Source organism: Parathalassolituus penaei, from assembly GCF_026626885.1.
GTDB lineage: Bacteria > Pseudomonadota > Gammaproteobacteria > Pseudomonadales > Oceanobacteraceae > Oceanobacter > Oceanobacter penaei.
In genome coordinates this window covers 120754-147097 of the sequence record NZ_JAPNOA010000025.1, presented here as the reverse complement: position 1 = coordinate 147097, position 26344 = coordinate 120754, and the positions used below count along the sequence as shown (strand labels likewise).

Below are 26344 nucleotides of genomic sequence, written 5' to 3'. Positions count from 1 at the left end.
ACTTACACCAGTTCGGCTTCGTTGCCGCGATTTTCGAGCCAGTTCTTGCGGTCGCCGGAGCGTTTTTTGGCGAGCAGCATGTCCATCAATTCCATGGTCTGCTGATGGCCCGACAGCGATGCCGCCAGGCTGTCGCCGGTTTCAACAGGCGCGGCGTTTTCACCCTCTGACAACTGTTCAGAAGCGACCAACTCGGGTTCGTCGTCCAGCGTATTCTCGACTTCCTGCTGGTATTCAATGACCAGCTGCACCAGACGACGGGTGTTGGGGTCCATGGTGGTTTCGCGCAGTTGCAGCGGGTTCATTTCACCCAGACCCTTAAAGCGCTGAACGTTCGGCTTGCCGCGTTTTTTCTCGGCTTCCAGACGTTCGAGAATGCCAATGCGTTCGGCTTCATCGAGGGCGTAATACACTTCCTTGCCAAGGTCGATGCGGTACAACGGTGGCATCGCCACATAGACGTGGCCCTGCTCCACCAGCGCCGGGAAGTGACGCAGGAACAAGGCACACAGCAGGGTGGCGATGTGCAGACCGTCGGAGTCGGCGTCGGCGAGGATACAGACCTTGCCGTAACGCAGACCGGAGAGATCGGTAGCACCGGGATCGATGCCCAGCGCAATGGCAATGTCGTGGACTTCCTGGGAGGCCAGAATCTGGTCGGAATCCACCTCCCAGGTGTTCAGAATCTTGCCACGCAGCGGCATGATGGCCTGGAATTCGCGGTCACGGGCCTGTTTGGCAGAACCACCGGCAGAGTCACCTTCCACCAGGAACAGCTCGGTGCGCTGGTTATCCTGACTGGTACAGTCAGCCAGTTTGCCAGGCAGTGCCGGGCCCTGGGTAATCTTCTTACGGGCGACTTTTTTCGACTGACGCAGACGGTTCTGGGCGCTGGCGATGGCCATCTCGGCCAGTTTTTCGGCTTCCTGAACGTTGTCGTTGAGCCACAGGGCAAAGGCGTCTTTAACGATACCGGAAATAAACGCCGAGGCTTCGCGGGACGACAGACGCTCCTTGGTCTGACCGGCAAACTGCGGGTCGGCCAGTTTCGCCGACAGCACATAGGCGCACCGCTCCCACAGGTCTTCCGGGGTCAGCTTGAGGCCACGGGGTAACAGGTTGCGGAACTCACAGAACTCACGCAGGGCATCCAGCAGGCCGGAACGGAAACCGTTAACGTGGGTGCCGCCTTGGGCGGTAGGAATCAGGTTGACGTAACTTTCCTGCAGTAACTCGCCGCCATCCGGCAGCCAGTGCACGGCCCAGTCCACACCTTCGGTTTTCCCCACCACGGCACCGCAGAACGGGCTGGCTGGGATGGTTTCGAGGTCAACCGCGTGGCTGGTCAGGTAATCCTTGAGGCCATCTTCAAAGTACCATTCGCCGTTATCGGCCGGATCAGGCGCGGTAAAGGTAATCCGCAGGCCCGGACACAGAACGGCTTTGGCCCGTAGCAGGTGCTTGAGGCGCACCACCGAATAACGTGGTGAGTCGAAGTATTTCGGGTCGGCCATAAAGTGCACACGAGTACCGGTCTTCTTCTTGGCACAGCTGTCGATCACCGTCAGTTCGCTGTCTTTATAACCGTCACGGAAACGGATCTGCTGCACCTGGCCGTCGCGCCAGATGGTCACTTCCACCCACAACGACAGGGCGTTCACCACCGACACACCCACACCGTGCAGGCCGCCGGAGAACTGGTAGTTGTCGTTGTTGAATTTTCCGCCCGCGTGCAGCTGGGTCAGGATCAGTTCCACACCGCTGACACCATGCACCGGGTGTACGTCGGTTGGCATACCACGACCGTCGTCCAGCACCGACATGGAGCCGTCTTCATGGAGGGTGATGTCGATACGACTGGCATGACCCGCCAGCGCTTCGTCGACGGAGTTGTCGATCACTTCCTGGGCCAGGTGGTTCGGGCGCGTGGTGTCGGTATACATGCCCGGACGTTTGCGGACCGGATCAAGCCCGCTCAGAACCTCGATGGACGAAGCTGTGTATTGACCGGGTTTGCTGGTGTCAGACATGTAGACCTCAAAGACTGTGTATTCGGAATTCGCCATTCTGGCCGGAGTATAGCCGTGTGAGGGGTATCCGTTAACCCGCGATCAAGCGCGGGTCGCAAATGCCTGAATGGCGGCCATATGATCAATAAACCCGTCGAAGGTGTGGCTGCCACCCTCTTCCAGCACCAGCGCACAACCCTGATACAGCTCTTCTGCATGACGGTAGTCGAGGGTTTCATCGCCGGTTTGCAACATCACCAGCAGGTTTTGCGGGTAACGGATGCTGGTAACAGCAATAGCTGACAGCTGTTGCAGATGACGCTCTTCGAGCAGATGAACGTCATTGGTGTAATAGTGAGTTACCGGGCCCAGGTAATGACGGAACAGCTCGTGTGGGCGCACAGCCGGATTGACCAGCACCGCCTTGATCGCAAACTGGTCAGCCAACCAGGTGGCGTAAAAACCACCGAGGGAACTGCCAATCACCAATACATCACCAAACTGCTGCTGCAGTTCCTGCAGCTGGGTCGCGGCCAAAGCAATGGCAGTTTCGGGTTCAAACGGCAACGCCGGGATACGAATGCGGTCTTCAGCGCCCTGTTCACGGTAATAAGCCAGCACTTCCTGTGCTTTTCCGGACAGAGGTGAACTCAGAAAACCATGCAGATAAAGGCAGGCTATCGGTTGGGAACTCACGGAATACTCCAGCTACGATGGGAATCGGGCTGTCAGTATCCCTTAACCGAATAATCGACTTCAAACTCGATATCACACACACGATTTACACCGGTGCTGATCGAGCCGTCGTTATGGAGGTCAATCCAGCGATAACCCGGAGCCACTGAATCCACACTGAAATTCTCAGTATGGGGTTCAAACTGCACGCAGGTAGAGGGTGTCGACAGCAGACGAATGCCGTTTTGCAGCTGGTCACTTTCCTGATGTACATGGCCCCACAACAACACCCGCACATGCGGATACTGCTGCACTACGGCCATCAGGGCGTCAGCATTACGAATACCAATCTGGTCGATCCAGCGTGATTGCATATCGACCGGATGGTGATGGAAACAGATCAGTGAATAACGGCCATCGGCTGATGCGAGGGCATCACGCAGGATCTGCAATTCGGAATCTTCGAGGAAACCATAAACCTTGCCTGCCACACGGCTGTTCAGCAGCACAACTTGCCAGTGCTGGCTGCGCAGTACGCGTTCTTCAAGGCGGGTTCCGCTGGTTACAACGGCCATGGCATCAGGTTCGTCGTGGTTGCCCGGCAACCAGAATGATGGATACGGCAGCGTGCCCAGCGCATCTTGCAAACGTTTATAGGACTCGATACTGCCATCCTGGGACAGGTCACCTGTAACCAGCATGGCATCAACAATGGCATGATTTTTCTGCACCAGATCCAGCACACATACCAGACTATGCAGGGTCTGCATGCCCAGTAAATGACCACCTTCCAGCTCACTCAGGTGAGTGTCTGTTATCTGGATCAGTCTCAGTGTTGTATCGGTATCAAGACTGTACAAAAAACACCCCTGTTCTCGTCGGGATACACCCGGTTCCTCACGCCGCTTAAAGGCTCGCTGGAGGTTCTCCAGCACCAGCAATATCGGTCTGCAAATTGACTTCCTTGTCAATATGACCAAAACGCAAACAATGTTCCAGCCAATCGGATAAGAAGCGGTTGAGCTGGGTTTTCTCATCCGGCTGTAACATCGACGGGTTCGGATACGGGAATCGTCCGTCCACTACCCTTACGTTCTGGTACCCCACCACCTCTGCCATACGAGCATCATGGTACATGCGTACCTGCAGCTCGTGTCGCCCCAACCAGCCTGGCTGGTCGTGCTCATGACATAATTTCAGCATAGTGGTGTATTTATGATCTGCCTCAATTCTAACCGAGATTGTCTGCCCCGGTTGCGAGCCATTCCTCACCCTGAAAACCCGGAGACTCCCGGTTTCCTGGTTGCGGGTCAGTTTCATCAGACGAGCATAATTCGCGGCACTCAGGGATGCCAGCAATGACAGGTCGGGAACGTGCAGTTTGCGACGGATCAGCATGGTATTGCAGCTCATCGGTCAGTGAGCAGCCTCAGGCCTGCCAACGTGACCTCAGGTTATCTCGGTTAATTTTCAGCCACTGCAAGGCAATGATGGTGGCTGCGTTGTTAATGGATCCCTCCTCAAGAGCCTGCCAGGCGCTATCAAAGCCCATTCGACGCAGGCGAATATCCTCGTTTTCCTCGGCGAGGCCATGAAGTCCTTCAACACCGCGGCTATCCAGCAAGCCACAGTAAAGCTGTACCCGTTCACTGGTGCCACCCGGGGACACCCAATAACGGCAAATCGGTACCAGCTCCTGAACGCTGCACCCCGCTTCCTCAAGGGTTTCCCGATGGGCAACGTCTTCGTAACTTTCACCTTCCTCGACACATCCAGCGACCAGCTCGGTCAGCCACGGTGATTGTTCCGATCCTGCAACCCCTATACGAAATTGCTCAGTGAAAATCAGATCGTCCAGCGCCGGGTCATACAGCATGACACAGACCGCTTCACCACGCTCGAACAACTCGCGGGTAAAACTGCCGGTCCAGTCACCCGCAAAGGTACGGTGGCGCAGGGTAATGCGATCAATCCGGAAGAAGCCCTGAAACAGGGTTTCGCGGTTTTCCACAATCACATCGTTCTGGCCGAAAGTCAGGTTGTCCTGTTCCATGCTTGACCCATCTATATTACTGAATAAGAATATTGATTGTTCACATCATGTACTCACTGTTCACACCGTGCGTACAATGCCGCCACGGGAGGTCCGGTCTTTTCTGATAGACTCCGTGACAACGACACTTTCAGAAACGCAGCACAGGTCAAGCCATGAAGAAACTGCTTTTGCTTACCGCCATTGCCCTGGCCTCCTCCAGCTCATTCGCCACCGACCTTAGCACCATCTATCGTCAGGCAGCCAGTAACGATGCCGATATTGCCGCCGCTCGCAGCACTCGTGAATCCACTCGTTACAATACCGATATTGCCCGCAGTGCCCTGTTGCCACAGGCTCAGGCCCAGTACAGCTATACCAGCATCAATGCGGATGCCCACTTCGGCAGTACCGATGTTAACAACAATTACGAACTGGGCAGCCTGCAACTGAGTGCTTCCCAGACCCTGTTCAATCTGAACAGCTGGTACACCTGGCAAGCTGCCAAAACCGCCGATCAGGGTTACGACCTGCAACTGCAACTGTCCGAACAGCAACTGCTGCTGAGCACCGCCCAGGCCTACTTTAATGTGCTGCGAGCCCAGGAAAACCTGACCACCGCCGAAGCCGAAGAAAAGGCGGTAAAACGCTCTCTGGAACAGACCAAACAGCGTTTTGATGTGGGCCTGATCGCCATTACCGAAGTGCAGGAAGCCCAGGCCAGTTACGACCTCACCAAGGTTAACCTGCTGTCCCTGCAAGCCGCTCTGGACATCAGTTACGAAGCGCTGGAAACCCTGACGGGCCAGCGTTACGACAACCTGTCGAGCCTGCGCGAAAACCTGCCAATGCTGATGCCGGAACCTGCCAATGTGGATGACTGGGTTAACACTGGCCTGGAGAAATACCCTGGCGTGCAAATGGCCATGATCCAGAAGCAGACCGTTGGCCAACAGCGTGATGCCGCCCGTGCCCGTCACCTGCCGACCGTCAGTCTGGGGGCCAGTTACACCACCGGTGACAACGCTCCGACCTCCAGCTACCCGAATGTCTACGATGCTGAAGTCACCACTGTTGGCGTGAACGTATCCGTTCCGCTGCTGGCCGGTGGTTCGATTTATGCCCAGAGCAAGCAGGCCGCGGTGAATTACGCCACTGCGGATTACCAGCTGGAATCCAACCGTCGTCAGGTGCGCCAGAGCATTCGCAGCCTGTACCGTCAGCTGCAAACCTCAGTACAAAACATTGATGCCCGCAAACAGGCCATCACCTCCGCGCGCAGTGCCATGGACGCTACCGAAACCGGTTATCAGGTGGGTACCCGTAACATTGTGGAAGTGCTGAACGCCCAGAAAAACGTCTACAGCGCCGAGCGTGACTACGCCAACGCCCGTTATGACTACATCATCAATCTGCTGAGCCTGAAGTTCTATGCCGGTACTCTGAACGAGACCGATATCGACGCGCTCAACGCCTGGCTAGCGGGTTAATCCGGCACTTCCGGAACCCTCTCTGTCACACACAACAAGGCCGGTTTTTACCGGCCTTGTTGTTTTTGATGTATTACGCCGCTGCCATTTTCATAGAAGAACAGCGCAGAACACCGCGATTAACGTGCCTTACGCAGCCCCATGGCCAGCGCCAGCATACGGTCAACAGCACCACGACTGCGATCCACGGCTTGCTGTCCACATTCTCCCATCTGTTCGCGCGCCCCTGCATCCGCCAGCAAACGGCCAACATCCGCGGCCAGACTGTCGAGAGCAGTGAGCTGCAAGGCACCATCCGCCTGCAAATCGCGGACGATATCGGCGAAGTTAAAGCCATACGGGCCCATCAGCACGGGTTTGCCCAGCGCCGCTGGCTCAATCGGATTATGGCCACCAATCTCAAACAGGCTGCCCCCCATCACCACCAGATCACTGGCGGCTAACAGGCGCATCATTTCACCCATAGTATCGGCCACGTACACCTCTGCCTGTGGCAGGCTGGCCGGATTGGCAGTGGTGCGGCGCTCTACCCGGAAACCAGCCGAACGCGCTGTATTCACCACCACCTCAAAGCGTTCAGGATGGCGCGGCACCAGCATCAGTAACAGGTCCGGAAACTGCTGTTGCCAGGCCGGCAAACGCTCCAGCAAGGCTTCATCTTCACCGGCATGACTGGAAGCGAGGGTTAATACCCGCCGCTCACGGCCCCACTGCTGGCGCAGGGCTGCCGCTTCGGCAGGCAAGTCCGGGCTGACCGCCACATCAAACTTGATGCTGCCGGTGATGTGTAATTGCTGCTGTGTCAGACCCAGCTGACGAAAACGCTGGCCATCGGTACTGTTCTGACAGGCCACACAGTCCAGCCCAGCCAGCATCGGTGCCGTCAGGGCGGCAAATTTCTGATAACCACGAGCGGAACGGGCCGACAGGCGGGCATTGGCCAACATCACCGGAATGCCTCGTTGCTGGCAGCCTGCAATCAGATTGGGCCACAGCTCGGTTTCCATAATCACCAGTAACGACGGTTGCAGCTTGCGCAGAAATGGCCCCAGCAGCCAGGGCAGATCCCAGGGTAAATACTGGTGCCAGACGCTGTCACCCAACAGACGCCGAACCTGTTCGGAACCGGTTGGCGTGGTCGTGGTGATCAGTAATGGCAATTCCGGATGCTGGCGCTGCAGGGCACGAATCAGCGGCAGTGCCGCCAGGGTTTCACCCACCGATACCGCATGAATCCAGATGCCACCGCTCGCTGGTCGTTGCCTGAGCAGCCCGAAACGCTCGCCCAGACGCTGGCGATAGGCGGGATTCACTCGACCACGCCACCACATACGCAGCAGGAAAACCGGCAATAACAGGGTTAATAACAGCGAATAGAAAAATCGAACCACTTGAACAGGCCCCGGGTCTGACATGGGTCGCATAGTAGCACAATGGCCCCTGTGCTAGACTCTGCGCTCTTTTTGGCCACTATTTACAGACCAACGATGGATGTAACTCTCCCCGATTTTCACCGTGCCAATGTGCTGGTTTTTGGCGATGTGATGCTCGACCGCTACTGGCAAGGACCGACCTCCCGTATTTCTCCGGAAGCGCCGGTGCCGGTGGTCCGAATCCAGGATGACGAAACACGCGCCGGTGGTGCCGGTAACGTGGCTCTGAACATCGCTACCCTGGGCGCAGCTGTCCGTCTGTTTGGTATTACCGGCAACGACGACAACGGCCGCCAGCTGAATTCCCTGCTGCAGGATACCGGCGTCAACTGTCATTTTCTGCAACACCCGCAGCACCCGACTATCACCAAACTGCGCATCATCAGCCGTCAGCAACAGCTGATTCGCCTCGATTTCGAAGAAGCCTTTCACAGCACCGATATGACCTCGCTGTACCAGCAGTACGACGAGCAGCTGGCTGGCACCGGGGTGGTGATTCTGTCGGACTACGGCAAGGGTGCGCTCAGCAATCCGCAACGCCTGATCAGCAGTGCCCGTCGCCACAACGTGCCGGTTCTGATTGATCCGAAAGGCACCGATTTTGAACGTTACCGTGGCGCTACCCTGCTGACCCCGAACCTGGGTGAATTTGAAGCCGTGGTCGGCGCCTGTGGTGATGACGAAACCCTGGTGGCCAAAGGCCGTACCCTGATTCAGGACTACGACCTCGACGCCGTACTGGTCACCCGCAGCGAAAAAGGCATGACCCTGATCGAACGCGACAAGGATGCCTTCCACCTGCCGACCCGTGCCCGTGAGGTTTACGACGTGACCGGTGCTGGCGATACCGTGATTTCGGTACTGGCTGCCGCCCTGGCCGCAGGCACCAGCCTGCAACAGGCGACCGTGCTGGCCAACACCGCCGCCGGTATTGTGGTGGGCAAACTGGGTACCGCCACCGTTACTACCGAAGAGCTGCGCTCCGAACTGCGGATCGGCAGTCATTCCGGCGCCGGTGTATTTGATGAAGACAGCCTTTACCTGCTGGTGCAGGAAGCCCGTGCCCGTGGTGAAACCCTGGTGATGACCAACGGCTGTTTCGACATTATCCACCCGGGCCATGTGCAATATCTGAAAGAAGCCAAGGCACTCGGTGACCGTTTGCTGGTGGCCGTGAACTCCGATGAGTCAGTGTCGCGCCTGAAAGGCCCAACCCGTCCGATCAACCCGCTGGATCACCGTATGGCGGTGCTGGCCGGTCTGGAAAGCGTCGACTGGGTGGTGCCGTTTGTGGAAGACACCCCGGAACGTCTGATCTGCCGCCTGCTGCCGGATATTCTGGTGAAAGGTGGTGATTACCGTATCGACCAGATTGCTGGCGGCCAGTGTGTGCAGGCCGCGGGCGGCCAGGTGATTGTCCTCAGCTTCAAGGACAACTGTTCCACCAGTGCCATTGTGAAAAAGATTCTGCAAAGCGACAGCGCGACAGGAGAAAATGCATGATCATTGTGACCGGCGGTGCCGGCTTTATCGGCAGCAACATCGTCAAGGCCCTCAATGCCCAGGGTCGTACCGACATCCTCGTGGTTGATGATCTGACCGACGGTAAGAAGTTCTACAACCTGTCCGACTGTGACATCGCCGACTACCTCGACAAGGATGACTTCATCCGCCGGGTGCAGCTGGACGATGGCATCCTCGACGACGTTGAAGTGATTTTCCACGAAGGCGCTTGTTCCTCCACCACCGAGTGGGACGGCAAGTACATGATGGAAAACAACTACGAATACTCCAAGATCCTGCTGCACGCCTGCCTGACCGAACAGATTCCGTTCCTGTACGCCTCCAGCGCTGCAACCTACGGTGGCAGTGCGGTGTTCAAGGAAGAGCGCTCCCACGAAAAGCCTCTGAACGTATACGGCTACTCCAAGTGGCAGTTTGACCAGTACGTGCGCCAGCTGCAGGAACGCCAGCCACACCTGTTCCAGAGTCAGGTCGTGGGTTTCCGTTATTTCAACGTTTACGGCCCACGCGAGCAGCACAAAGGCTCCATGGCATCGGTAGCGTTCCACTTCAACAACCAGATCAAGGACGGTGGCATCTGCAAACTGTTCGGTGGTTGTGATGGTTACGCCGACGGCGAACAGCGCCGTGACTTCGTGTACGTTGGTGACGTGGTGAAGGTTAACCTGTGGTTCTGGGCCAACCCGGACCAGAGTGGCATTTTTAACCTCGGTACTGGTCGTTGCCAGAGCTTCAACGACGTTGCCGATGCCGTTCTGGCCTGGCATTCCAGCCGCGGCACCGCCGCCAGCAAGGAATACGTGCCGTTCCCGCAGCACCTGAAAGGCGCTTACCAGAGCTTTACCGAAGCCGATATCAGCAAACTGCGTGCAGCCGGTTATGACCAGCCATTTGCCGATGTGGCCACCGGTGTCAGCCTGTATCTGGACGTGCTGAACGCCTGATTGCCATCGCCGTTACCCGCCAGGGTAACGGCTGACTTCCGACAATTAGCAAAGACCAATCGCAATGCCACCAAAAGCACTACTTCATCCCAAACACTGGCCAACCTGGCTCGGACTGGGATTCCTGTTACTGATCACCCGCCTGCCATGGCGCCTGCAACTGGCCATCGGCAAGGTACTGGGACTGGTTCTGTATCGTCTGGGCAAAAGCCGTCGTCATGTCGCCCAGGTGAACTTTGAACTCTGCTTCCCGGAAAAATCGCCCGCTGAACGTGAAGCCATGGTGCGTCAGACCTTTATCGACAACGGTATCGGCCTGATGGAAACCCTGATTGGCTGGTTCCGCGACCCACACTGGCTGGTGAACAAGACCCGCTTCTACGGCTTTGAACGGCTGGAAGAAGCCCGTCGTCAGGGCAAAGGGGTGTTGCTGCTGGGTGCGCACTACTCGATGCTGGATCTGGCCGGAGCGCTGTTTGTGACAAAAATGCCAGCCAATATCAGTTACCGTCCACAGGACAACCCGGTGATGAACTGGTTTATGCAAACCGGCCGTGAAAAGCTCTACACCGCCTGTTTCTCCCGTAAGGACATCCGGTCGTTTATCCGCTGCCTGAAAAATGGCGAAATCCTCTGGTACGCCCAGGATCAGGATCTCGGCCGCAAAAACAGTGTGTTTGTGGATTTCTTCGGAGTGCCCGCGGCGACCATTACCGCCACCTCGCGGATTGCCAAAGCCGGTGATGCGCTGGTGATGCCAATGACCTACTTCCGCCGGGACGACAACTCAGGTTACGACATCACCATCCACGAACCGCTGCCAATTCCGAGCGGTGACGATGTGGAAGATGCCCGTATGGCCAACGCCTTTATCGAAAGCCAGTTGCGTCAGCATCCAACCCAGTACCTGTGGTTGCACAAACGCTTCAAAACCAGCCCGGACGCCACCCAGAAAAGTGGCAGTATCTATCGCCGCAAATAAGCGGCGCAGATCACCAACCGGCAATAAGAAAGAATAAAAAAGGCCTGCAGATGCAGGCCTTTTTTATTCTTTGTATTTGGATGGAGGAGCCTTACGACACCATGCTGGTATCGGTGGAGCCCACCGGCATACCACTGGCATCGTACAACAGCTCACGCTTGCTGGTCACATTACCGGCGCTGTCGTACTGGTACTGCACCAGCTCGCGGCCGTTGTGATCAAACTCGCTGGCCATCAGCGGGCCACCTTGCGGATTCAGCTGCATACGATAACGCAGCTGGCCGTTGTAGAGGGTTTCGGCCTGTAAACGACGACCATCCTGGCCATAACTGAAACGGATAAATTCACCAGTATGGCGGTTCTCTACAGCATCCAGACGGTAGCCACTCAGGTACTGCACCTGATCATCGGTTTCGATACGCAGCTGACCATTCTGATCCTCCAGCTGACGCGCCAGAGTAGCAGGAGCTGACATCAGAGCGGTTTGCTGCAGACGCAGCAGGCCCAGCAAACGTTGTAGATCCTGGTTTTGCTGGTTCGCTTTGACCTGTGCTGCGCGTACGGAATCCAGCTCGGTATAGAGCGTGGTCTGGGCGGCATCAAGGCTGGCTTCCAGTGCCTGGCCCTGAATCAGCAAGGTCTGATAACGTTCATTAAGGTCGTCCAGCAGACTGTTGTAACGGGATTCAAAGTCAGCAACCAATGCCTGTCCGTCAAGGCTTACACCGCCTGCAGGCTCCATACTGTCGATGCTCAGGAGTGGCTGCATGATGGCAGCAATATCATCCAGAGACTCACTGAGAGCATGTTGCTGAGCTTCAAAATCAGCCGCCGTCAACTGACGCGCACCCAGCTCTTCCAGATGCTGCTGGATAGCGGTGGTCAGTTCCTGCAGGGCTTGCAGGCGCTCGGTGTGGTTTTGCAGCGACACATGAGCTTCGATCAGGCCACTGGTGTTATCACGAATCACCTGCAGATGACGCTGCTGGGCGTAAACCGATTCTGTCAGAGGTTCAATGTGTTTGCTGTTGTCGAGAATCGCCTGTGACAACTCATTGGCGGTCTGCAATTCTGCTTTTATCGGTTCCAATGCGCCTTCCAGCTTGCTGCGCAGCTGTTCTTCAACACCCTTGTTATGGTTCAGCAGAGCCGCTGCCGCTTTCTTGAGGGCAGCGGTGTCGTTCCCCAGGTTATTGAAGTGAGCAGTGACGCTGCTCAGCATGCGTTGAGAAGATTCGCCAAGGCTGACCAGAGCCTTGTCGTGTTTTTCCAGCAAGCCACGAATGCTGCTTTCAACACCTGCGCTGGTATCACGGAAGGTTTGTTCAGTACTGCTGATCAAATCCTGGGTCAGTTTTTGCTGACGACGGGAGTTATCAGACAACATATCCTGAATACGAGTATTACCAGTAGTGGCTTCGCTGAAAGCCAGCTCCTGTAGCGCCAGTGCCTTGCCTGAAGATTCGGCAACATCGGCGAGGGTTTCCTGCAGGGATTCAGTTTCGCGATTAAGCTGACCAAACGCTACTTCGGCGTGGTCCTTGACGTCGATGGCAACGTTCTCAAGTTGCTCGTCGATACGTTTGAACAGGGCTTCCAATGCTTGCTGTTGCTGCGCTTCAATCTCTGGCTGTTGCTTTTTCATCCGTGACATAAGGGTATACAGCAACCCGAGGGTGACCAACTGCACGATCAGTCCAACCAGCGTGACCACTTCCATTAGTAGTTACTCCATTTACACTCGTATCAAAGGCACTGTAGCGGAAGCCTTACACTGTATCTGCCTTTAATAGTCAAGGCCAGTAGACGCAGGGCAGACGGCATAAACGGCTGAAAAGAACGCTAACCGGTAGGCAGAGATCAGGTGTTACGTGTCACACGCAGATAGGTTTCCTGCAACACACGTACGTCATTGGCAGCGCGATGACGGGTGATATCCAGCTCTTGCCACAGACTTTTTTTGGTGTCGTGCCAGATCTCCATCTGTTCAGGAGTCAGCAAACGATTGATGGTATCGAGGCGAAAACGCTGAACCAGTTCCGCTTCATCGAACAGACGTCCGAGCCATGAGCTGTCGAAACTCCAGGCATCCGAAAACAGGGTTTTACCACGCAGGGCTTCATTCAGACGCAACGCGACTTCACGCACGGTCAGACCATCCCGTGCCAGCATGTCCCGAGAAATACCATGAATGGATTCCGCCTCATCACTCCAGTGGGTCCAGCGTTGTGCTGGCTTTACCAGGCATGAATACACCACGCGGTCTTCGAGGGCATATCCGATTTCGATAGGATAACTGCCTGATCCGAATCCGGATGCTTCAAGATCGATGATGGGTGGAACGGGTTTGTGCACGCAGGCACTCCTGTGGAATGGCCATTCATGATTAAGCCTGACATTGTAGCGGGTGTTGCCTGCTCGCTCCATGATCATTGTAAGCAATGCGGCCAATATGCCACAGAGGTGGAATTGACAGCAGCAGGCCAAAAAGGTTCCCGAATTTCTCGCCTGCTGTTTAACTGCCGGGTGTTACAGAAATGTGTCAGTTGGTGCGGATCATTGGCGCTACTCGCATAACCTCCTCCAGCGTGGTCATACCAGCCGCCACCTTGTGGGCACCACTCAGACGCAGACTGTGCATGCCTTCTTTCATGGCGGCCTGACGCAGGCGGGTGTGGTCGGTCTGTTCGTGAATCAGAGGCTCCAGGCTTTCACTCATCGGCATCACTTCATAGATCCCCATACGGCCCATGTAACCGGTGCCACGGCACTCCAGACAACCGACCGCGTTGAATACATGCTCCGGTGTTTTCACCAGCCACGGCGCCGTCAGCTGTTTCCAGGCATGTTCATCGGTTTTTTCTTTCTTCTTGCAGTGTGGGCACAGAGTTCGCACCAGACGCTGGGCCATTACCCCCAACACACTGGAACGGATCAGATAGGCTGGCAGCCCCAGCTCTTGCAGACGGGTAAAAGCCGACGGTGCATCGTTGGTATGCAAGGTTGATAACACCAGGTGGCCGGTAAGGGCTGCCTGCACGGCGATTTCTGCGGTTTCGAGGTCACGTACCTCACCCACCATGATGATGTCCGGGTCCTGACGCAGTAACGAACGCACACCGGATGCAAACGACAGCTCAATCGCCGGGTTCACCTGCATCTGGTTAAACGATGCCTCGACCATCTCGATCGGGTCTTCGATGGTCGAAACGTTCACCTCAGGGGTCGCCAGCAGCTTGAGGGTGGAATACAGGGTAGTGGTTTTACCGGAACCAGTCGGGCCCGTCACAAAGATGATACCGTGATTGTTACGGGTCATCTGTTGCCAACGACGCTGATCTTCCTTGCTGAATCCCAGTTCGGTGAAGGTCCGTACCAGTACCTGCGGGTCAAAAATACGCATCACCATCTTTTCACCAAATGCGGTTGGCATGGTGGAAAGACGTAATTCCACTTCCTGGCCGGACGGCGATTTGGTTTTCAGACGACTGTCCTGCGGCCGACGTTTCTCAGCAACGTTCATACGCCCGAGTGACTTCAGACGCGCAACCACTGCCAGACCGACCTGCGCCGGTAATTCGTAGACGTTGTGCAACACGCCGTCGATACGGAAACGCACATGGGAGTGTTCACGCCGAGGTTCGATGTGAATATCACTGGCGCGCTGGTCGAAGGCGTACTGCAGCAGCCAGTCGACGATATTAACGATGTGTTCATCGTTGGCATCCGGCGCTCGTGCCTTGCCCAGCTCCACCATGGCTTCCAGGTTCTGCACCGAGGTATTGCCATTGTGACGCGAGCTGGCACGACTGACCGAAGTCGCCAGCTGATAAAACTCAACCCGGTAACGTTCAATGTCGGTGGGCGACATCAGTACCCGTTTGATGATACGGCGTGTGACATGGGATAGGTCGGCGACCCAGCCGGTTACCCAGGGTTCAGCAGTGGCGACCAGCACTTCGTCCTTGGTGACTTTTACCGCCAGAATACGATGACGTTCGGCAAACTGGTATGACATCACTTCGGTGATGGCAGGTACGTCGATTTCCAGCGGGTCCATCACATAACTGCGCAGCTGGTGCTGCTGCGCCAGCCACTCACAGATCTGGTCTTCACTGAGCAGACGCACCGGGTCACGGGCATCGTGAAAATTCTGACGCGCCAGAATTGCAATCGGATGCAGGTTCACTTCCGATTGCTGGCGGCGAATATTAAGGCCTTGCTGATATTCAGCTTCCGATAACAACCCGCCCTTGCGCAGTTCTTCCAGCAACGAGGACAGGGTCAGATGACGATCAGCTACGGCCTGCATACTTACATCCCTTGATCAGGTATCAGAAAAAGAATCGCTGGCGAGCAGGTTTTCAACCGCTGCCACCAGACGCTGGTGACGTTCCATTAAAGCCTGTTGATGCTGCTGGGCATCGTTGAGCGGCATACCGGCCTGACGCAGACCGGTTTGCAGCAACTGCGCCGCAAACTGCTCACGGGCATCACGTGCCGGGCCATGCAGACTGTCGTCCAGCCACGGTGCCAGTAACGCCAGGAACACCAGATTCTGCGGGCCATCCAGCCAGGCGTTTTCACCCAGACGACGGATTTCCGGACGCATACGTTCGAGCATCTGCTCAACCGCGATCACAGTAGCCGGAGCAGCCGCGACCGCCTGTTGCCACATCCATTCCGCCAGTGCCAGCAGTTGCTGGGCCAGAGCGGCCTGGGAGCGTAATTCGTGGATCTGTTGTTCAGCGTTACGGCGCGCCTGCTCGTTACCCGGACTGGCCGCCGCCACCGCGCAGGCACAGGACAGGGTTAACAGCGGCTGCATCAGCGCCACCCGTGGCAAACTGCTGACGTTAGCCGGGTTCGCCGTTGCCAGCGTGAAGAAGGCCAGAATGTATTCCAGTGCCAGCCCGGCATCCGCAAATTGCTGTTCCCACAGACTGTCTTCTAACGCCCGCTTCATAAAACGGAAACTTTCGGCCAGCGCCAGAGGTGAGCCAAAACCATGCTTCTGCATGTCCTGCTCGGCTTTTGGCCCCAAGAGCGCACTCAGGGACGGCTGCCAGCGTTTGCCAAGCCCGACCAGACGGAAACCGCGTTCGGCCTTGGAAATATCACTCAGCCACAGCGGCACCGAACTGCACAGCGACGACGCCATCCACCACAGGACTTCGGCATCACCTTCCAGCAGCTCCAGTTCCACTTCACACAACGGCGTGGTCAGATCACCGGCGCGCACCACCCCCCGGTCCATCACCACTTCGGCCTTGCTGCTGCCCATTTCCCAGATCCAGGCATGACGCTGGAAGCCGGTGCTGAACAGTGGCACCAGCGCGCTGGTATCCACACTGACTGGCCAGTGTTCCTGAACTTCCGGGGAGTTGAGTAATCCGAAATCCAGCGCGTTGCGCTGTAATGGCCAGTTCCATTCGCGACGCTGTTGCAAACCGCCGAGGCTCTGGCCACGGGTTTTGAGCGTCTGTTCCCAGCTGTTAGGGCCTTTCTGGCGAATCCGCAGGGCACAGCCAGCGGCCGAAAGGCGGCCGTCCGGTGTATCATAATAGGTATTGTTGAGTCGCGACTGACGGACGGCCTGAGCCCGAGCCCCGATAGCAGCGGCCAGAATGTCGGCCTGGGCGGGATCAAAACGCAGCTTCAGTTCGATTTCATAAGTCATGGCGGTATTCTCATAAGCCCCGTTGGGTTGCGCAAGCACAAGGTCTTTGAATCATGTCCAGTTCTGTCAAGAAAGTTGGGGGCTTTGTGCCTTCTGTAGAAGAAGCCCTCGCGGCCCTTATCAGCCGCAACAGTATCAGCTCGGTTTTACCCGAATACGACCAGAGCAATCTGGCCGTTATCGAGCTGCTCGCCAACTGGTTCGGCGACCTCGGTTTTGCTGTCGAGATTCTGCCTGTTGTCGGACATCCCGGCAAAGCCAACCTGCTGGCCACCCTTGGCCGCGGCAGCGGCGGCCTGGTGCTCAGTGGTCACACCGACACCGTGCCCTGTAATCCGGAACGCTGGAGCTCCGACCCGTTCACCCTCAGCAACCGCGATAACCGCTTTTACGGCCTTGGCACCTGCGACATGAAAGGCTTTTTTGCCCTCGTGTTACAGGCCGTAGCGCGTTACGAAGCCAGTGATCTGCAACAGCCGATCATGGTGCTGGCCACCGCCGACGAAGAAAGCTCCATGAGTGGCGCCCGTGCGCTGGCAGCGATGGGCAAACCTCGCGGTCGTTACGCCGTGGTCGGCGAACCGACCAGCCTGCGGCCGATTCGTATGCACAAGGGCATCATCATGGAAAGCATACGCCTGACCGGCAAGGCCGGGCACTCTTCCAACCCGGCGCTGGGCATCAACAGTCTCGATGCGATGCATGACGTGTTGGGCGAGCTGAAAAACCTGCGGCGTGAACTGGCGGCCAAATACCAGAACCCACTGTTCTCGGTATCGGTGCCTACCATGAACTTCGGCTGCATCCACGGTGGTGACAACCCCAACCGCATTTGTGGTTCCTGTGAACTGGCGTTCGACCTGCGCCCACTGCCGGGCATGAGCAACGACGAGCTGCGCGACGAAATCCGCCGTCGTGTTAATCCCATTGCCGCCCAGAACGAAGTGGGCTTCGAGATGTACAGCCACTTCCCCGGTATCGACCCATTTGAAACGCCGGCCAGCAGTGATCTGGTGCAGGTCGCCGAGCGCCTGACCGGCTTCAGCAGTGAAGCCGTGGCGTTTGCCACCGAAGCACCGTTCCTGCAGCAACTGGGAATGGAAACCCTGGTGTTGGGCCCTGGCAGTATTGACCAGGCCCACCAGGTCGACGAATACCTGGCCCATGATCAGATCGAGCCCTGCATCGAACTGCTCTGTAACCTGATTGACCGTTTTTGTGTAACCCCGAGCGCCTAACGAGCGTCCAGACGAGGATCACTCATTGACCACCGACACCACCGCCTACGTGCAATGGTTCCGCCAGTCATCCCCCTACATTAATGCTCACCGGGGCAAAACCTTCGTGTTGATGTTTGATGGCGACGCCATCAGCGATGACAACTTCAACAACGTGGTGCAGGACATCGCCCTGCTCAACAGCCTCGGTGTACGCCTGGTGCTGGTGCATGGCGCACGTCCACAAATTGATGCCGCCCTGCGCACCCTCGGTGTACGCAGCCGTTTTCATAACGACCTGCGCATCACCGACAGCAATGCCCTGACCGCCGTAAAAGCCGCTGTGGGTTACGTCAAAGCCGATATCGAATCACGCATGTCGGTCGGTTTGCCAAACTCCCCGATGCACGGTGCCCGTCTGCGCGTACTGAGCGGCAACTTCATTACCGCCAAACCGCTGGGTGTGATCGACGGCATCGACTTCCAGCACACCGGTGAAGTGCGTCGTATCGACCATCAGGTGATTGCCGACCTGCTGCAGAGTGGCAACACCGTGCTGTTGTCATGTCTGGGTTATTCACCTTCAGGGGAAGTCTTTAACCTCGCGGTTGAAGATGTGGCGCTGCAAACCGCCCTCAGCCTCAAGGCCGACAAACTGATCCTGCTGGGTCAGAACGGCGGCATTCTCGATGAAGACGGCCATACCGAACACGAAGTCACCTGCGGCATGTTGGCCCAGGACATCCAGCGTATGGAAGGCGAAGCCCGTTGCCACGCCGAGCTGGCGCTGAGAGCCGTGAAATCCGGTGTGTCCCGTGTGCATCTGGTCAGTTACGCCCAGGACGGCGCCCTGCTGGAAGAACTCTTCACCCGCGAAGGTACTGGCACCCTGGTGACCCAGGACCCGTACGACCAGTTGCGTCCGGCCCGTATCGACGACGTTTCCGGCATTCTGGCCCTGCTCAAACCGCTGGAAGACGAAGGCATTCTGGTGCGTCGTTCGCGAGAGCTGCTGGAAAACGAAATCCACCGCTTTAACGTGATTGAGCGCGACGGCATGATCACCGCCTGTGCGGCGCTGTATCCGTACTCCGACGACCGCGCCGAACTGGCCTGCGTTGCTGTACACCCGGATTACCGTCGTGGCCATCGTGGCACCATGCTGCTGGAGCAGATCGAACAGGAAGCCCGGCGTCGCCACTACAAACAGCTGTTTGTTCTGACCACCCGTACCGCGCACTGGTTTATCGAACAGGGCTTTGTGGCTGGCGAAGTCACCGACCTGCCGGAAGAACGCCAGAAGCTGTATAACTACCAGCGAAACTCCAAGGTCTTTTTTAAAGGCCTGTAACCCATAGCCCGGCAAGGAAACAGAGTATGGCGGCCGACTGGTTTGTCCCCGCAAATGAAATTCACCGCTGTTACGACTCCTGGGGCCTGATTCAGGTCTTTGATGACGGCAACAAGCGTTACCTGAGTTTTGGCACCACGGACGAACAAAGCTGCCTGCTGAAAAGCAAACCGGCGCAGCTGCAACACGACTACAGCCGTGCAATGGCCGCCCTGCTGACCCTGTTCCACGTGGAACAGGCACCGCAGCAGATCACCCTGCTCGGCCTCGGTGGCGGCAGCATGGCGCGCTCGCTGCTCGACTGGTTACCACAAGCGCAGATCAACGCCGTTGATCTGCGCGAAGCGGTTGGCCGCGTTGCCCGCCAGTATTTTGGCCTGCCACGCGACCCACGCCTGCAACTGACCTTTATGGATGCCGGGCTGTATCTGGAAACCCACGCCGACCGCCAATGCCAATGGCTGATCAGCGACCTGTACCTGTCTACCGGACTCGACCAGCAACAGTTACACGAACAGTTCCTCGACCGCTGTCATCGCCACCTCGCCCCCGGCGGCTGGCTGGTGCTGAACCTGTGGCGCGAACATCGCGAACACGGCGACTGGCTCAACCAGCTCAAGGTGCGCTTCCCGACCCTGCTCCACAACACCACCAAAGACGGCAACTGGATCATCTGGGCGCGTAAACCCGCCCCAGGCGAACGACCGTTAGCCGACTCCCGTACCATTCGTGAACAGGCCCAGCTCTGGAGCGAACGCGCCGGGTTTAACCTCTGGCAAGTCGCACGGCCGTTTCTCAAACATTACGGCGGGTGAGCGGATTAAACCCTTTTAACTCACTGCCCAACGCTCCATCTTTACACTCGCCTCACGCTATCAGAAGATCTAAACTAAGACCTGTTAACAGGTCTTTTGAGGGTTATTTGATGACACACCAGATTCTGACCGAGATCGCTGCCAGTATTTCCGAGTTAAAAGCCAACCCGATGAAGGTTGTCGCCAGTGGTGACGGTATGCCGATTGCCGTACTGAATCGCAACGAACCGGCATTTTATTGCGTCCCGGCTCAAGCCTATGAAGCGCTGATGGAGCTGATCGACGATGCCGAGCTGTTGAAGCTGGTCAAGGAACGAACAAACGAGGAGTCCGTGAAGGTGTCACTGGATGACTTATAGCCTTGAGTTCAAGAAATCGGCGCTCAAGGAGTGGAACAAGCTGGGTCATACCGTCCGCGAACAGTTCAAGAACAAACTCCACGAACGGCTGGCCAACCCGCACGTCCCCTCTGCGGCAATGTCCGGTGCCACTAATCTCTACAAGATCAAACTGCGCCAGCTGGGCTACCGCCTGGTATATTCGGTACAGGATGATGTGATCACGGTAACCGTCATTGCCGTCGGCAAACGCAACCGCAATGAGGTCTATGACATCGCCTTGTCGAGACTCAACAAGGACGACTGATCAATCCGGCCTGCCTTACGGTGCTAAAACGGCCACATCAAGAGGCGACTCAGCCTCCGGAATAAAACTGCCTCCACACTGGCCTTGCCGGTGCTGGCGTTGGATAATCCGCGCCCCTTTGCTGCGACACCACGCCATCATGCTCGACAACTCCGTTACCCGTTTGCGGGCGGCTGAAAAAGCCGAATCCCGCCGCGAATTTCTGGCCCGTGGTGGTCGTGTTCAGCGTTGCCAGGAATGTCTGCTGACACCGGCGCAATGTATCTGCAATGAACGCCCGGCACCGGCGGGTCAGGTGGCGGTGTGCCTGCTGTATTTCCATGGCGAGGTGTTCAAACCGAGCAACAGCGGGCGTCTGGTGGCGGATATTCTGACCGATAACCATGCCTATCGCTGGCACCGTACCGAACCACAGGCCGAGTTGCTGGCATTACTGGCGAACCCGGCCTACGCTCCGGTGATTGTGTTTCCGTTCCAGTACGCTGAAGCCGAGCGCCAGCTGAATAGCCCGGAACGCCTGCAGGCGTATCTCGATACCCCACAAGCCAGTGGCGAGCGTCGTATTCCGCTGATGGTGATTCTGGATGGAACCTGGCGCGAGGCGCGCAAGATGTTCCGCAGTACCTGGCTGAATCAGCTGCCGGTGCTGGGGATTGAGCCGGTAGCCGAGCGTGATTACCGCCTGCGAGAGTCGTATCACCCGCACCAGCTGGGGACGGCGGAAGTGACGGTCGATATTTTGCGGTTGCTGGGCGACCCAGAACGCGCCGATGTGCTGGCGCAGTATTTTGAGCTGTTCAAGGTCAGATATCTGGCAGGCAAACCCTGGTTGCATGGTCAGGGTGCTACAAACAGCGACGACGATAGCGAATAACCCCACAGCGCAAGACTTTAAGCGCCCTGAGGGGTACAATTCTGCTGTTTTTTCACTCCACTTTTTGCATACAAGACAGTGAACCATGGGCAGAGCGTATCAAAACCGTAAAGAATCCATGGCCAAAACGGCCGCGGCAAAAACCAAGGTCTACTCCCGGTACGGCCGTGAAATCTACATGGTCGCCAAGGCTGGCGGTGTAGACCCAAGTGGCAACCTGTCCCTGCGCAGCATCATCGATCGCGCCAAGAAGGACCAGGTTCCAAGCCACGTTATCGAAAAGGCTATCGACAAGGCCAAGGGCGGCGTAGGCGAAGACTACCAGGCAGCTCTGTATGAAGGTATTGGTCCTGGCGGCGCCATGGTGCTGATCAGCGCCCTGACCGACAACCCGAACCGCACCTTCGGTGAAATCCGTGGTGTGTTCTCCAAGTGCAAGGCCAAGCTGGGCACCCAGGGTTCTGTCTCCCACATGTTCGATCACCGCGCCATGTTTGTGTTCGCCGGTGAAACCGAAGATGAAGCGATGGAAGTGCTGCTGGAAGCCGATGTGGATGTAACCGACATCGAATGTGAAGACGGCATGGTGACCGTGCTGGTTCCGCCTACCGAATTCTTCAAAACCAAAACTGCGCTGACCGACTGGAAAGCCGACATTGATTTTGAAATGGAAGAAATCACCTACCTGCCACAGATGCCACACCCGATCAGCGGTGATGACGTTGCGCAGTTCGAACGTTTTGCCGGTCTGATCAACGACCTGGAAGACGTACAGCAGATCTTCCACAACGGCGAATTCGAAGGCTGAGTGTAGTTGTACCTTTAACGGTACCCATAAAAAGAGCCGGCTGATGCCGGCTTTTTTTATGGATTTTTATCGCGTCAGAAGACAGCTCTCAGACCAGAATACGCACCTGGGTGCCCTTGTACTGGTCTTCCATAATAAATTCAAAACGACGATCGCCGGGAGTGCCACGACGGCGGTTACGACGACGCTCAGAGTTAAGCTGATACAGGTTGCCCGCAGGTTCTGCCTCAGGTTTGGCCTGCTGCTGTTCTTGCTGCGATTCTGGCGTTGATTGAGTGGCTTGCTGCTGTACCCCGGACAGGGACGCTGCCTGCGCATGGGCGCGCTCAACGGCTTCTTCCTCGCGATCCGGAATACCTGCGGCCAGCAGGAATTCATACGCCTGACGAATGGCCCGGAACTGCTCAATACCGGCGGGATTACGATCCGGGTGATAGAACATCACCAGCTTGCGGTAACGCTCCCGAACTTGCTGGCGGCTGGCATCGGCATCCAGTCCCAATACAGCAAGATGTGGTTGCAGGTTCATGGCAAAACAGCTCCTGAAGTAGTGGCCGTCGGGCGTTGTGGAGGTTGTTGATTATTATGTAATCAATCGTTACGTTGTGTATCCAGCGACAGAGCTATTTTATTGATTAAAAAACAGACATGACAGCTTAGTCGTACAATCTGCTTTTCGAACAACATGACTTTTACGACACACTCCCTCAAGTAATCGCAAAATTGGCAAAAAGATGTTCTGCCAGCTTTGTGTGCCATCGTTGGCACTCCGTTATTTGTTGTAATACCAACTCAACACGTAACATCACGTAACAAAACGTCATTATTTTGTCATTTTGCATAGCCAGTATGGAGAAATTCTCATTTCCCAACAGGAAGTTTCTCATGTCTCCGGCTCTGTTCCGTCAGTCCCTGCTGACCATCGCCATTACCTCCACCCTTGCAGCCTGTGGTGGTGACGACAACAACGACAAAACCAGCGCCATCGAAGCGCTGGGGATCAGCTGCCAGGCATCCACAGCCGCCACCAGCACCCCAACCGGCACCCTGAGTATGGAACTGGTCGGCACCTATGCGTCCGACAGTGAATTCGCCAGCGGTGCGGCGGAAATCGTCAGTTACGACAGCTGCTCCGGCAAGCTGTACGTTGTGAATGCCCAGCAAGCCACCGTCGACGTGTTGAGCCTGTCCAGCAGCGGAGTGCCATCCCATACCGGCACCATCAACCTCAACACCGCTTCCGAAGCCGCCGGTATCGAGATTGGCGCCGCCAACAGCGTGTCTGCCAAACAGGGTCTGGTTGCCGTGGCCATTGAAGCCGCCAACAAGCAGGATGCGGGTCTGATCGCTCTTTACCGTTCTGACACCCTCGAACTGCTGGGTACTTACAGCGCCGGTTCGCTGCCAGACATGGTGACCCTGTCGGCCGATGGTCAATACATCCTCAGCGCCAACGAAGGTGAGCCTTCCAGCGATTACAGCGTAGACCCTCAGGGTTCCGTGACCATCGTTGATATCAGCGCCGGTTTTGCTGCCGACAAGGCCGTGGTACATCAGGTTGGTTTCACCGACTTCAACACTGGTGCCAGCCGTGCCAGCGAACTGCCAGCCGCCGTACGTATTACCGGCCCGGCCGGTACCACAGTGGCGCAGGATCTCGAACCGGAATACATGACCCTCAGCAAGGACGGTAAAACCGCCTGGGTATCGCTGCAGGAAAACAACGCTATCGCCATCATTGACGTGAAAAACGCCAGCGTCAGCGCTATCAAGGCGCTGGGCGAAAAATCCTGGAACAGCGCTTCCGGCAACCAGCTGGATGCTTCCAACAAGGATGCGGGCCCTGGTGAATTCGCCAGCTACGAACAACTGGCCGGTCTGTACATGCCAGACACCCTGGCCAGCTTTGAAGTGAACGGTGCCACCTACATCCTGTCCGCCAACGAAGGTGACGGCCGTGAATACGGTGATTACCTCGACGAGGCGCGTGGTGGTGATCTGTATGACAAGGTGGATGCTGCCCACCCGCTGAAAGCCGCACTCAACGATAACAACCAGCTCAAGCGTCTGAAGTTTGTGGATGACCGCGACAGCATCGCCGCCACCGACACCCTGTATGCCTTCGGTGCCCGTTCCTTCTCGATCTGGAACAGCTCTGCCGAATTGGTGTTCGATAGCGGTGATGATATCGCTCAGCGTGTCTACGCCGCCGATCCGGATCACTTCAACTCCGACCACGAGAGTAACGACTCCGCTGACAGCCGTTCGGATGACAAAGGTACCGAACCGGAAGCCATCGAAGCTGCCACCATTGGCAACCGTACCTTCGCGTTTGTGGGTCTGGAGCGTCAGAGTGGTGTGCTGGTGTACGAAGTAACCGACCCGACGGCACCGGTATTCCAGAGCATGCTCAACAACCGTGATTTCAGCCAGCCAGTCTGCACAGAAGTGAACGAAGACGGTGAATGCAGCAACGGCACCTACAACAGCGCCGCCGGTGACCTGGGCCCTGAATCCATTGATTACTTCAGCACCAACGGCGAGCACTTTATTGCCGTGGGTAACGAAGTGAGTGGTACCACCAGTGTTTACCGTCTGGGTTTTGGTAACTGATTCAGGCGCGAGACCCCTGCCAGACGAAAAGCGGCTAACGGGAAAGCGGCTGATCGCCGCTTTTGCCCAGCGTAGCTGGCCTCCGTTAATTGCCCATCTGGGCGAGCCGGGATTCACCGCAACGGCCGACCCGGCCGGGGCATGGATGCCCCGCTAGGCCCGTTGGCACAGGGATGTGCCATCGGGCCGGGGTCGAAACGCCGTTGTCGGGGGAATACCGGAGATACGAGCCCAGTCGGGCTAAGCAGGGGGAGGCCCGCCCGGCCGGGGGACAAGGTCCCCCACGAGGGCAAGCAGCGTCGACAATTAACAAGCTGCGCCAGTTGGGCAGCTCTCTGACGAGACTGAGCAATGCCGATCGGGACTTAACCGATCGGCATTAAGCTGAGGAGTTTTTTTAGAAAGTTACTGCAAGGAAAATCAGCTGCGACGATCGTTGCGCAGGCTGTTCAGCACGGTCTGGGCTTCCGGACGCACACCACGCCACAGCAGGAATGACTCTGCCGCCTGGCCCACCAGCATCCCCAGACCATCAATCACACGGGCGGCACCCTGATCCTGCGCCCACTGGTTAAACACCGTCAGACCAGCACCGTACATCATGTCGTAACAGACGGTATGAGCCGCCACACAGCTGGCCGGAATCGGTGGCAGATCACCACCCAGACTGGCCGAAGTGCCGTTGATGATCAGATCAAACTCACCGCTGACGTCTTCAAACGCACACACGTCCAGCGTTGCCACATCGGCAAACAGACGAGCCAGTTCTTCGGCACGGGCGACGGTGCGGTTGGCCAGCACCACCTGCGCTGGCTGTTGACCCAGCAGTGGTTGCAGGATGCCACGCACGGCACCACCAGCCCCCAGCACCAGAATGCGTTTGCCAGCCATGGTGACACCATGATCCAGCAGGTCTCCGACCATACCGGCACCATCGGTGTTGTCGGCCAGAATACGGCCGTCTTCCAGGCGTTTCAGGGTATTCACCGCACCGGCGCGCTGAGCGCGTTCAGTGTGTTCATCCGCAAAACGGAACGCATCTTCCTTGAATGGCACCGTCACGTTCAGTCCCTTGCCCCCCGAGCTGAAAAACTTGCGGGCTTCCTCATCAAACTGGCCCAGTGGCACCAGAATGGCCGTGTAGAGAATATCCTCACCGGTTTGCTGGGCAAACGCGGTGTGAATACGCGGGGACTTGCTATGGCCGACAGGGTTGCCGACGACTGCGTAACGATCGGTCATATTGCGCTCC

At 56.9% G+C, this 26344-nt stretch carries 24 protein-coding genes; 12 read left to right on the top strand and 12 right to left on the bottom strand.

From position 1 onward, the window contains the following. Positions 1-2: 2 nt before the first annotated feature. The 5 genes from parE to OUO13_RS08885 form a co-directional block, all read right to left on the bottom strand. Complete coding sequence (parE, locus tag OUO13_RS08905; RefSeq protein WP_283173521.1) at positions 3-2030, bottom strand: DNA topoisomerase IV subunit B; 2028 nt, start codon at positions 2028-2030, stop codon at positions 3-5. A gap of 81 nt (positions 2031-2111) precedes the next feature. Then, positions 2112-2705, bottom strand: coding sequence for a YqiA/YcfP family alpha/beta fold hydrolase (locus OUO13_RS08900; RefSeq protein ID WP_283173520.1), 594 nt, complete (start codon positions 2703-2705; stop codon positions 2112-2114). Between the two features lie 32 nt (positions 2706-2737). Beyond that, on the bottom strand, positions 2738-3544 hold the full coding sequence (gene cpdA, locus OUO13_RS08895; protein ID WP_283173519.1) for a 3',5'-cyclic-AMP phosphodiesterase: 807 nt from the start codon (positions 3542-3544) through the stop codon (positions 2738-2740). Between the two features lie 46 nt (positions 3545-3590). Beyond that, positions 3591-4004, bottom strand: a complete 414-nt coding sequence (locus OUO13_RS08890) for a DUF1249 domain-containing protein (RefSeq protein WP_283173547.1) — start codon at positions 4002-4004, stop codon at positions 3591-3593. A 109-nt stretch (positions 4005-4113) separates the two neighbouring features. Next, positions 4114-4737, bottom strand: a complete 624-nt coding sequence (locus OUO13_RS08885; RefSeq protein ID WP_283173518.1) for an NUDIX domain-containing protein — start codon at positions 4735-4737, stop codon at positions 4114-4116. A gap of 155 nt (positions 4738-4892) precedes the next feature. Between OUO13_RS08885 and OUO13_RS08880 the strand changes: the two genes are divergently transcribed. Beyond that, a complete protein-coding gene (locus tag OUO13_RS08880) occupies positions 4893-6206 on the top strand; it encodes a TolC family outer membrane protein (RefSeq protein ID WP_283173517.1) in 1314 nt (437 codons plus the stop codon). A gap of 119 nt (positions 6207-6325) precedes the next feature. On the opposite strand, the gene waaA is transcribed toward OUO13_RS08880, so the two are convergent. Beyond that, on the bottom strand, positions 6326-7597 hold the full coding sequence (gene waaA, locus OUO13_RS08875) for a lipid IV(A) 3-deoxy-D-manno-octulosonic acid transferase (RefSeq protein ID WP_283173516.1): 1272 nt from the start codon (positions 7595-7597) through the stop codon (positions 6326-6328). Between the two features lie 96 nt (positions 7598-7693). Here waaA and hldE point away from each other — a divergent pair, with 96 nt between their 5' ends. From hldE to lpxL, 3 genes are all read left to right on the top strand, one after another. After that, complete coding sequence (hldE, locus tag OUO13_RS08870; RefSeq protein ID WP_283173515.1) at positions 7694-9142, top strand: bifunctional D-glycero-beta-D-manno-heptose-7-phosphate kinase/D-glycero-beta-D-manno-heptose 1-phosphate adenylyltransferase HldE; 1449 nt, start codon at positions 7694-7696, stop codon at positions 9140-9142. Continuing rightward, on the top strand, positions 9139-10107 hold the full coding sequence (rfaD, locus tag OUO13_RS08865; RefSeq protein ID WP_283173514.1) for an ADP-glyceromanno-heptose 6-epimerase: 969 nt from the start codon (positions 9139-9141) through the stop codon (positions 10105-10107). The genes hldE and rfaD overlap by 4 nt, the downstream gene beginning before the upstream one ends. Positions 10108-10171: 64 nt before the next feature. Then, positions 10172-11089 (top strand): LpxL/LpxP family Kdo(2)-lipid IV(A) lauroyl/palmitoleoyl acyltransferase, encoded by a 918-nt coding sequence (gene lpxL, locus OUO13_RS08860; protein WP_283173513.1) that lies wholly within the window; start codon positions 10172-10174, stop codon positions 11087-11089. A gap of 91 nt (positions 11090-11180) precedes the next feature. Here the strand turns inward: lpxL and OUO13_RS08855 are convergent, their stop codons facing one another. The 4 genes from OUO13_RS08855 to OUO13_RS08840 form a co-directional block, all read right to left on the bottom strand. Then, entirely contained in the window at positions 11181-12809 is a 1629-nt protein-coding gene (locus OUO13_RS08855) for a coiled-coil domain-containing protein (RefSeq protein WP_283173512.1), read from the bottom strand. A gap of 140 nt (positions 12810-12949) precedes the next feature. Further along, entirely contained in the window at positions 12950-13444 is a 495-nt protein-coding gene (locus OUO13_RS08850; protein WP_283173511.1) for a 3'-5' exonuclease, read from the bottom strand. Positions 13445-13631: 187 nt separating this feature from the next. Continuing rightward, a complete protein-coding gene (gene tfpB, locus OUO13_RS08845; RefSeq protein WP_283173510.1) occupies positions 13632-15401 on the bottom strand; it encodes a type IV pilus assembly ATPase TfpB in 1770 nt (589 codons plus the stop codon). 15 nt (positions 15402-15416) lie between these two features. Beyond that, a complete protein-coding gene (locus OUO13_RS08840; protein WP_283173509.1) occupies positions 15417-16769 on the bottom strand; it encodes a CYTH domain-containing protein in 1353 nt (450 codons plus the stop codon). 53 nt (positions 16770-16822) lie between these two features. On the opposite strand from OUO13_RS08840, the gene argE reads away from it, so the two are divergent. From argE to OUO13_RS08805, 7 genes are all read left to right on the top strand, one after another. Beyond that, positions 16823-18007, top strand: coding sequence for an acetylornithine deacetylase (gene argE, locus OUO13_RS08835; protein WP_283173508.1), 1185 nt, complete (start codon positions 16823-16825; stop codon positions 18005-18007). A gap of 25 nt (positions 18008-18032) precedes the next feature. Further along, complete coding sequence (gene argA / locus OUO13_RS08830) at positions 18033-19337, top strand: amino-acid N-acetyltransferase (RefSeq protein WP_283173507.1); 1305 nt, start codon at positions 18033-18035, stop codon at positions 19335-19337. A gap of 26 nt (positions 19338-19363) precedes the next feature. Further along, positions 19364-20152: a spermidine synthase gene (locus OUO13_RS08825; protein WP_283173506.1), complete on the top strand. Its 789-nt coding sequence runs from the start codon at positions 19364-19366 to the stop codon at positions 20150-20152. Positions 20153-20262: 110 nt separating this feature from the next. Further along, positions 20263-20511: a type II toxin-antitoxin system Phd/YefM family antitoxin gene (locus OUO13_RS08820; RefSeq protein ID WP_283173505.1), complete on the top strand. Its 249-nt coding sequence runs from the start codon at positions 20263-20265 to the stop codon at positions 20509-20511. Next, positions 20501-20797: a type II toxin-antitoxin system RelE family toxin gene (locus tag OUO13_RS08815; protein WP_283173504.1), complete on the top strand. Its 297-nt coding sequence runs from the start codon at positions 20501-20503 to the stop codon at positions 20795-20797. Before OUO13_RS08820 ends, OUO13_RS08815 begins: the two co-directional genes overlap by 11 nt. A gap of 118 nt (positions 20798-20915) precedes the next feature. Further along, positions 20916-21671: a tRNA-uridine aminocarboxypropyltransferase gene (locus OUO13_RS08810; protein ID WP_283173503.1), complete on the top strand. Its 756-nt coding sequence runs from the start codon at positions 20916-20918 to the stop codon at positions 21669-21671. Between the two features lie 85 nt (positions 21672-21756). Beyond that, positions 21757-22479 (top strand): YebC/PmpR family DNA-binding transcriptional regulator, encoded by a 723-nt coding sequence (locus tag OUO13_RS08805; protein WP_283173502.1) that lies wholly within the window; start codon positions 21757-21759, stop codon positions 22477-22479. An 88-nt stretch (positions 22480-22567) separates the two neighbouring features. Here the strand turns inward: OUO13_RS08805 and OUO13_RS08800 are convergent, their stop codons facing one another. Continuing rightward, positions 22568-23008: a J domain-containing protein gene (locus tag OUO13_RS08800; protein WP_283173501.1), complete on the bottom strand. Its 441-nt coding sequence runs from the start codon at positions 23006-23008 to the stop codon at positions 22568-22570. Positions 23009-23364: 356 nt separating this feature from the next. On the opposite strand from OUO13_RS08800, the gene OUO13_RS08795 reads away from it, so the two are divergent. Next, positions 23365-25092 (top strand): choice-of-anchor I family protein, encoded by a 1728-nt coding sequence (locus tag OUO13_RS08795; RefSeq protein WP_283173500.1) that lies wholly within the window; start codon positions 23365-23367, stop codon positions 25090-25092. Positions 25093-25512: 420 nt separating this feature from the next. Here the strand turns inward: OUO13_RS08795 and aroE are convergent, their stop codons facing one another. Beyond that, the gene (aroE, locus tag OUO13_RS08790; protein ID WP_283173499.1) at positions 25513-26334 is read right to left on the bottom strand and encodes a shikimate dehydrogenase; all 822 of its coding nucleotides are present in this window, start codon (positions 26332-26334) and stop codon (positions 25513-25515) included. Positions 26335-26344 lie beyond the last annotated feature (10 nt).

Excerpts from the sequence above, each read along its gene's own strand:
- parE (WP_283173521.1), bottom strand. The coding sequence starts at position 2,030 with ATGTCTGACACCAGCAAACCCGGTCAATACACAGCTTCGTCCATCGAG.
- OUO13_RS08890 (WP_283173547.1), bottom strand. The coding sequence starts at position 4,004 with ATGAAACTGACCCGCAACCAGGAAACCGGGAGTCTCCGGGTTTTCAGG.
- OUO13_RS08885 (WP_283173518.1), bottom strand. The coding sequence starts at position 4,737 with ATGGAACAGGACAACCTGACTTTCGGCCAGAACGATGTGATTGTGGAA.
- OUO13_RS08880 (WP_283173517.1), top strand. The coding sequence starts at position 4,893 with ATGAAGAAACTGCTTTTGCTTACCGCCATTGCCCTGGCCTCCTCCAGC.
- hldE (WP_283173515.1), top strand. The coding sequence starts at position 7,694 with ATGGATGTAACTCTCCCCGATTTTCACCGTGCCAATGTGCTGGTTTTT.
- rfaD (WP_283173514.1), top strand. The coding sequence starts at position 9,139 with ATGATCATTGTGACCGGCGGTGCCGGCTTTATCGGCAGCAACATCGTC.
- lpxL (WP_283173513.1), top strand. The coding sequence starts at position 10,172 with ATGCCACCAAAAGCACTACTTCATCCCAAACACTGGCCAACCTGGCTC.
- OUO13_RS08855 (WP_283173512.1), bottom strand. The coding sequence starts at position 12,809 with ATGGAAGTGGTCACGCTGGTTGGACTGATCGTGCAGTTGGTCACCCTC.
- tfpB (WP_283173510.1), bottom strand. The coding sequence starts at position 15,401 with ATGCAGGCCGTAGCTGATCGTCATCTGACCCTGTCCTCGTTGCTGGAA.
- OUO13_RS08840 (WP_283173509.1), bottom strand. The coding sequence starts at position 16,769 with ATGACTTATGAAATCGAACTGAAGCTGCGTTTTGATCCCGCCCAGGCC.
- argE (WP_283173508.1), top strand. The coding sequence starts at position 16,823 with ATGTCCAGTTCTGTCAAGAAAGTTGGGGGCTTTGTGCCTTCTGTAGAA.
- OUO13_RS08825 (WP_283173506.1), top strand. The coding sequence starts at position 19,364 with ATGGCGGCCGACTGGTTTGTCCCCGCAAATGAAATTCACCGCTGTTAC.
- OUO13_RS08820 (WP_283173505.1), top strand. The coding sequence starts at position 20,263 with ATGACACACCAGATTCTGACCGAGATCGCTGCCAGTATTTCCGAGTTA.
- OUO13_RS08815 (WP_283173504.1), top strand. The coding sequence starts at position 20,501 with ATGACTTATAGCCTTGAGTTCAAGAAATCGGCGCTCAAGGAGTGGAAC.
- OUO13_RS08805 (WP_283173502.1), top strand. The coding sequence starts at position 21,757 with ATGGGCAGAGCGTATCAAAACCGTAAAGAATCCATGGCCAAAACGGCC.
- OUO13_RS08800 (WP_283173501.1), bottom strand. The coding sequence starts at position 23,008 with ATGAACCTGCAACCACATCTTGCTGTATTGGGACTGGATGCCGATGCC.
- OUO13_RS08795 (WP_283173500.1), top strand. The coding sequence starts at position 23,365 with ATGTCTCCGGCTCTGTTCCGTCAGTCCCTGCTGACCATCGCCATTACC.
- aroE (WP_283173499.1), bottom strand. The coding sequence starts at position 26,334 with ATGACCGATCGTTACGCAGTCGTCGGCAACCCTGTCGGCCATAGCAAG.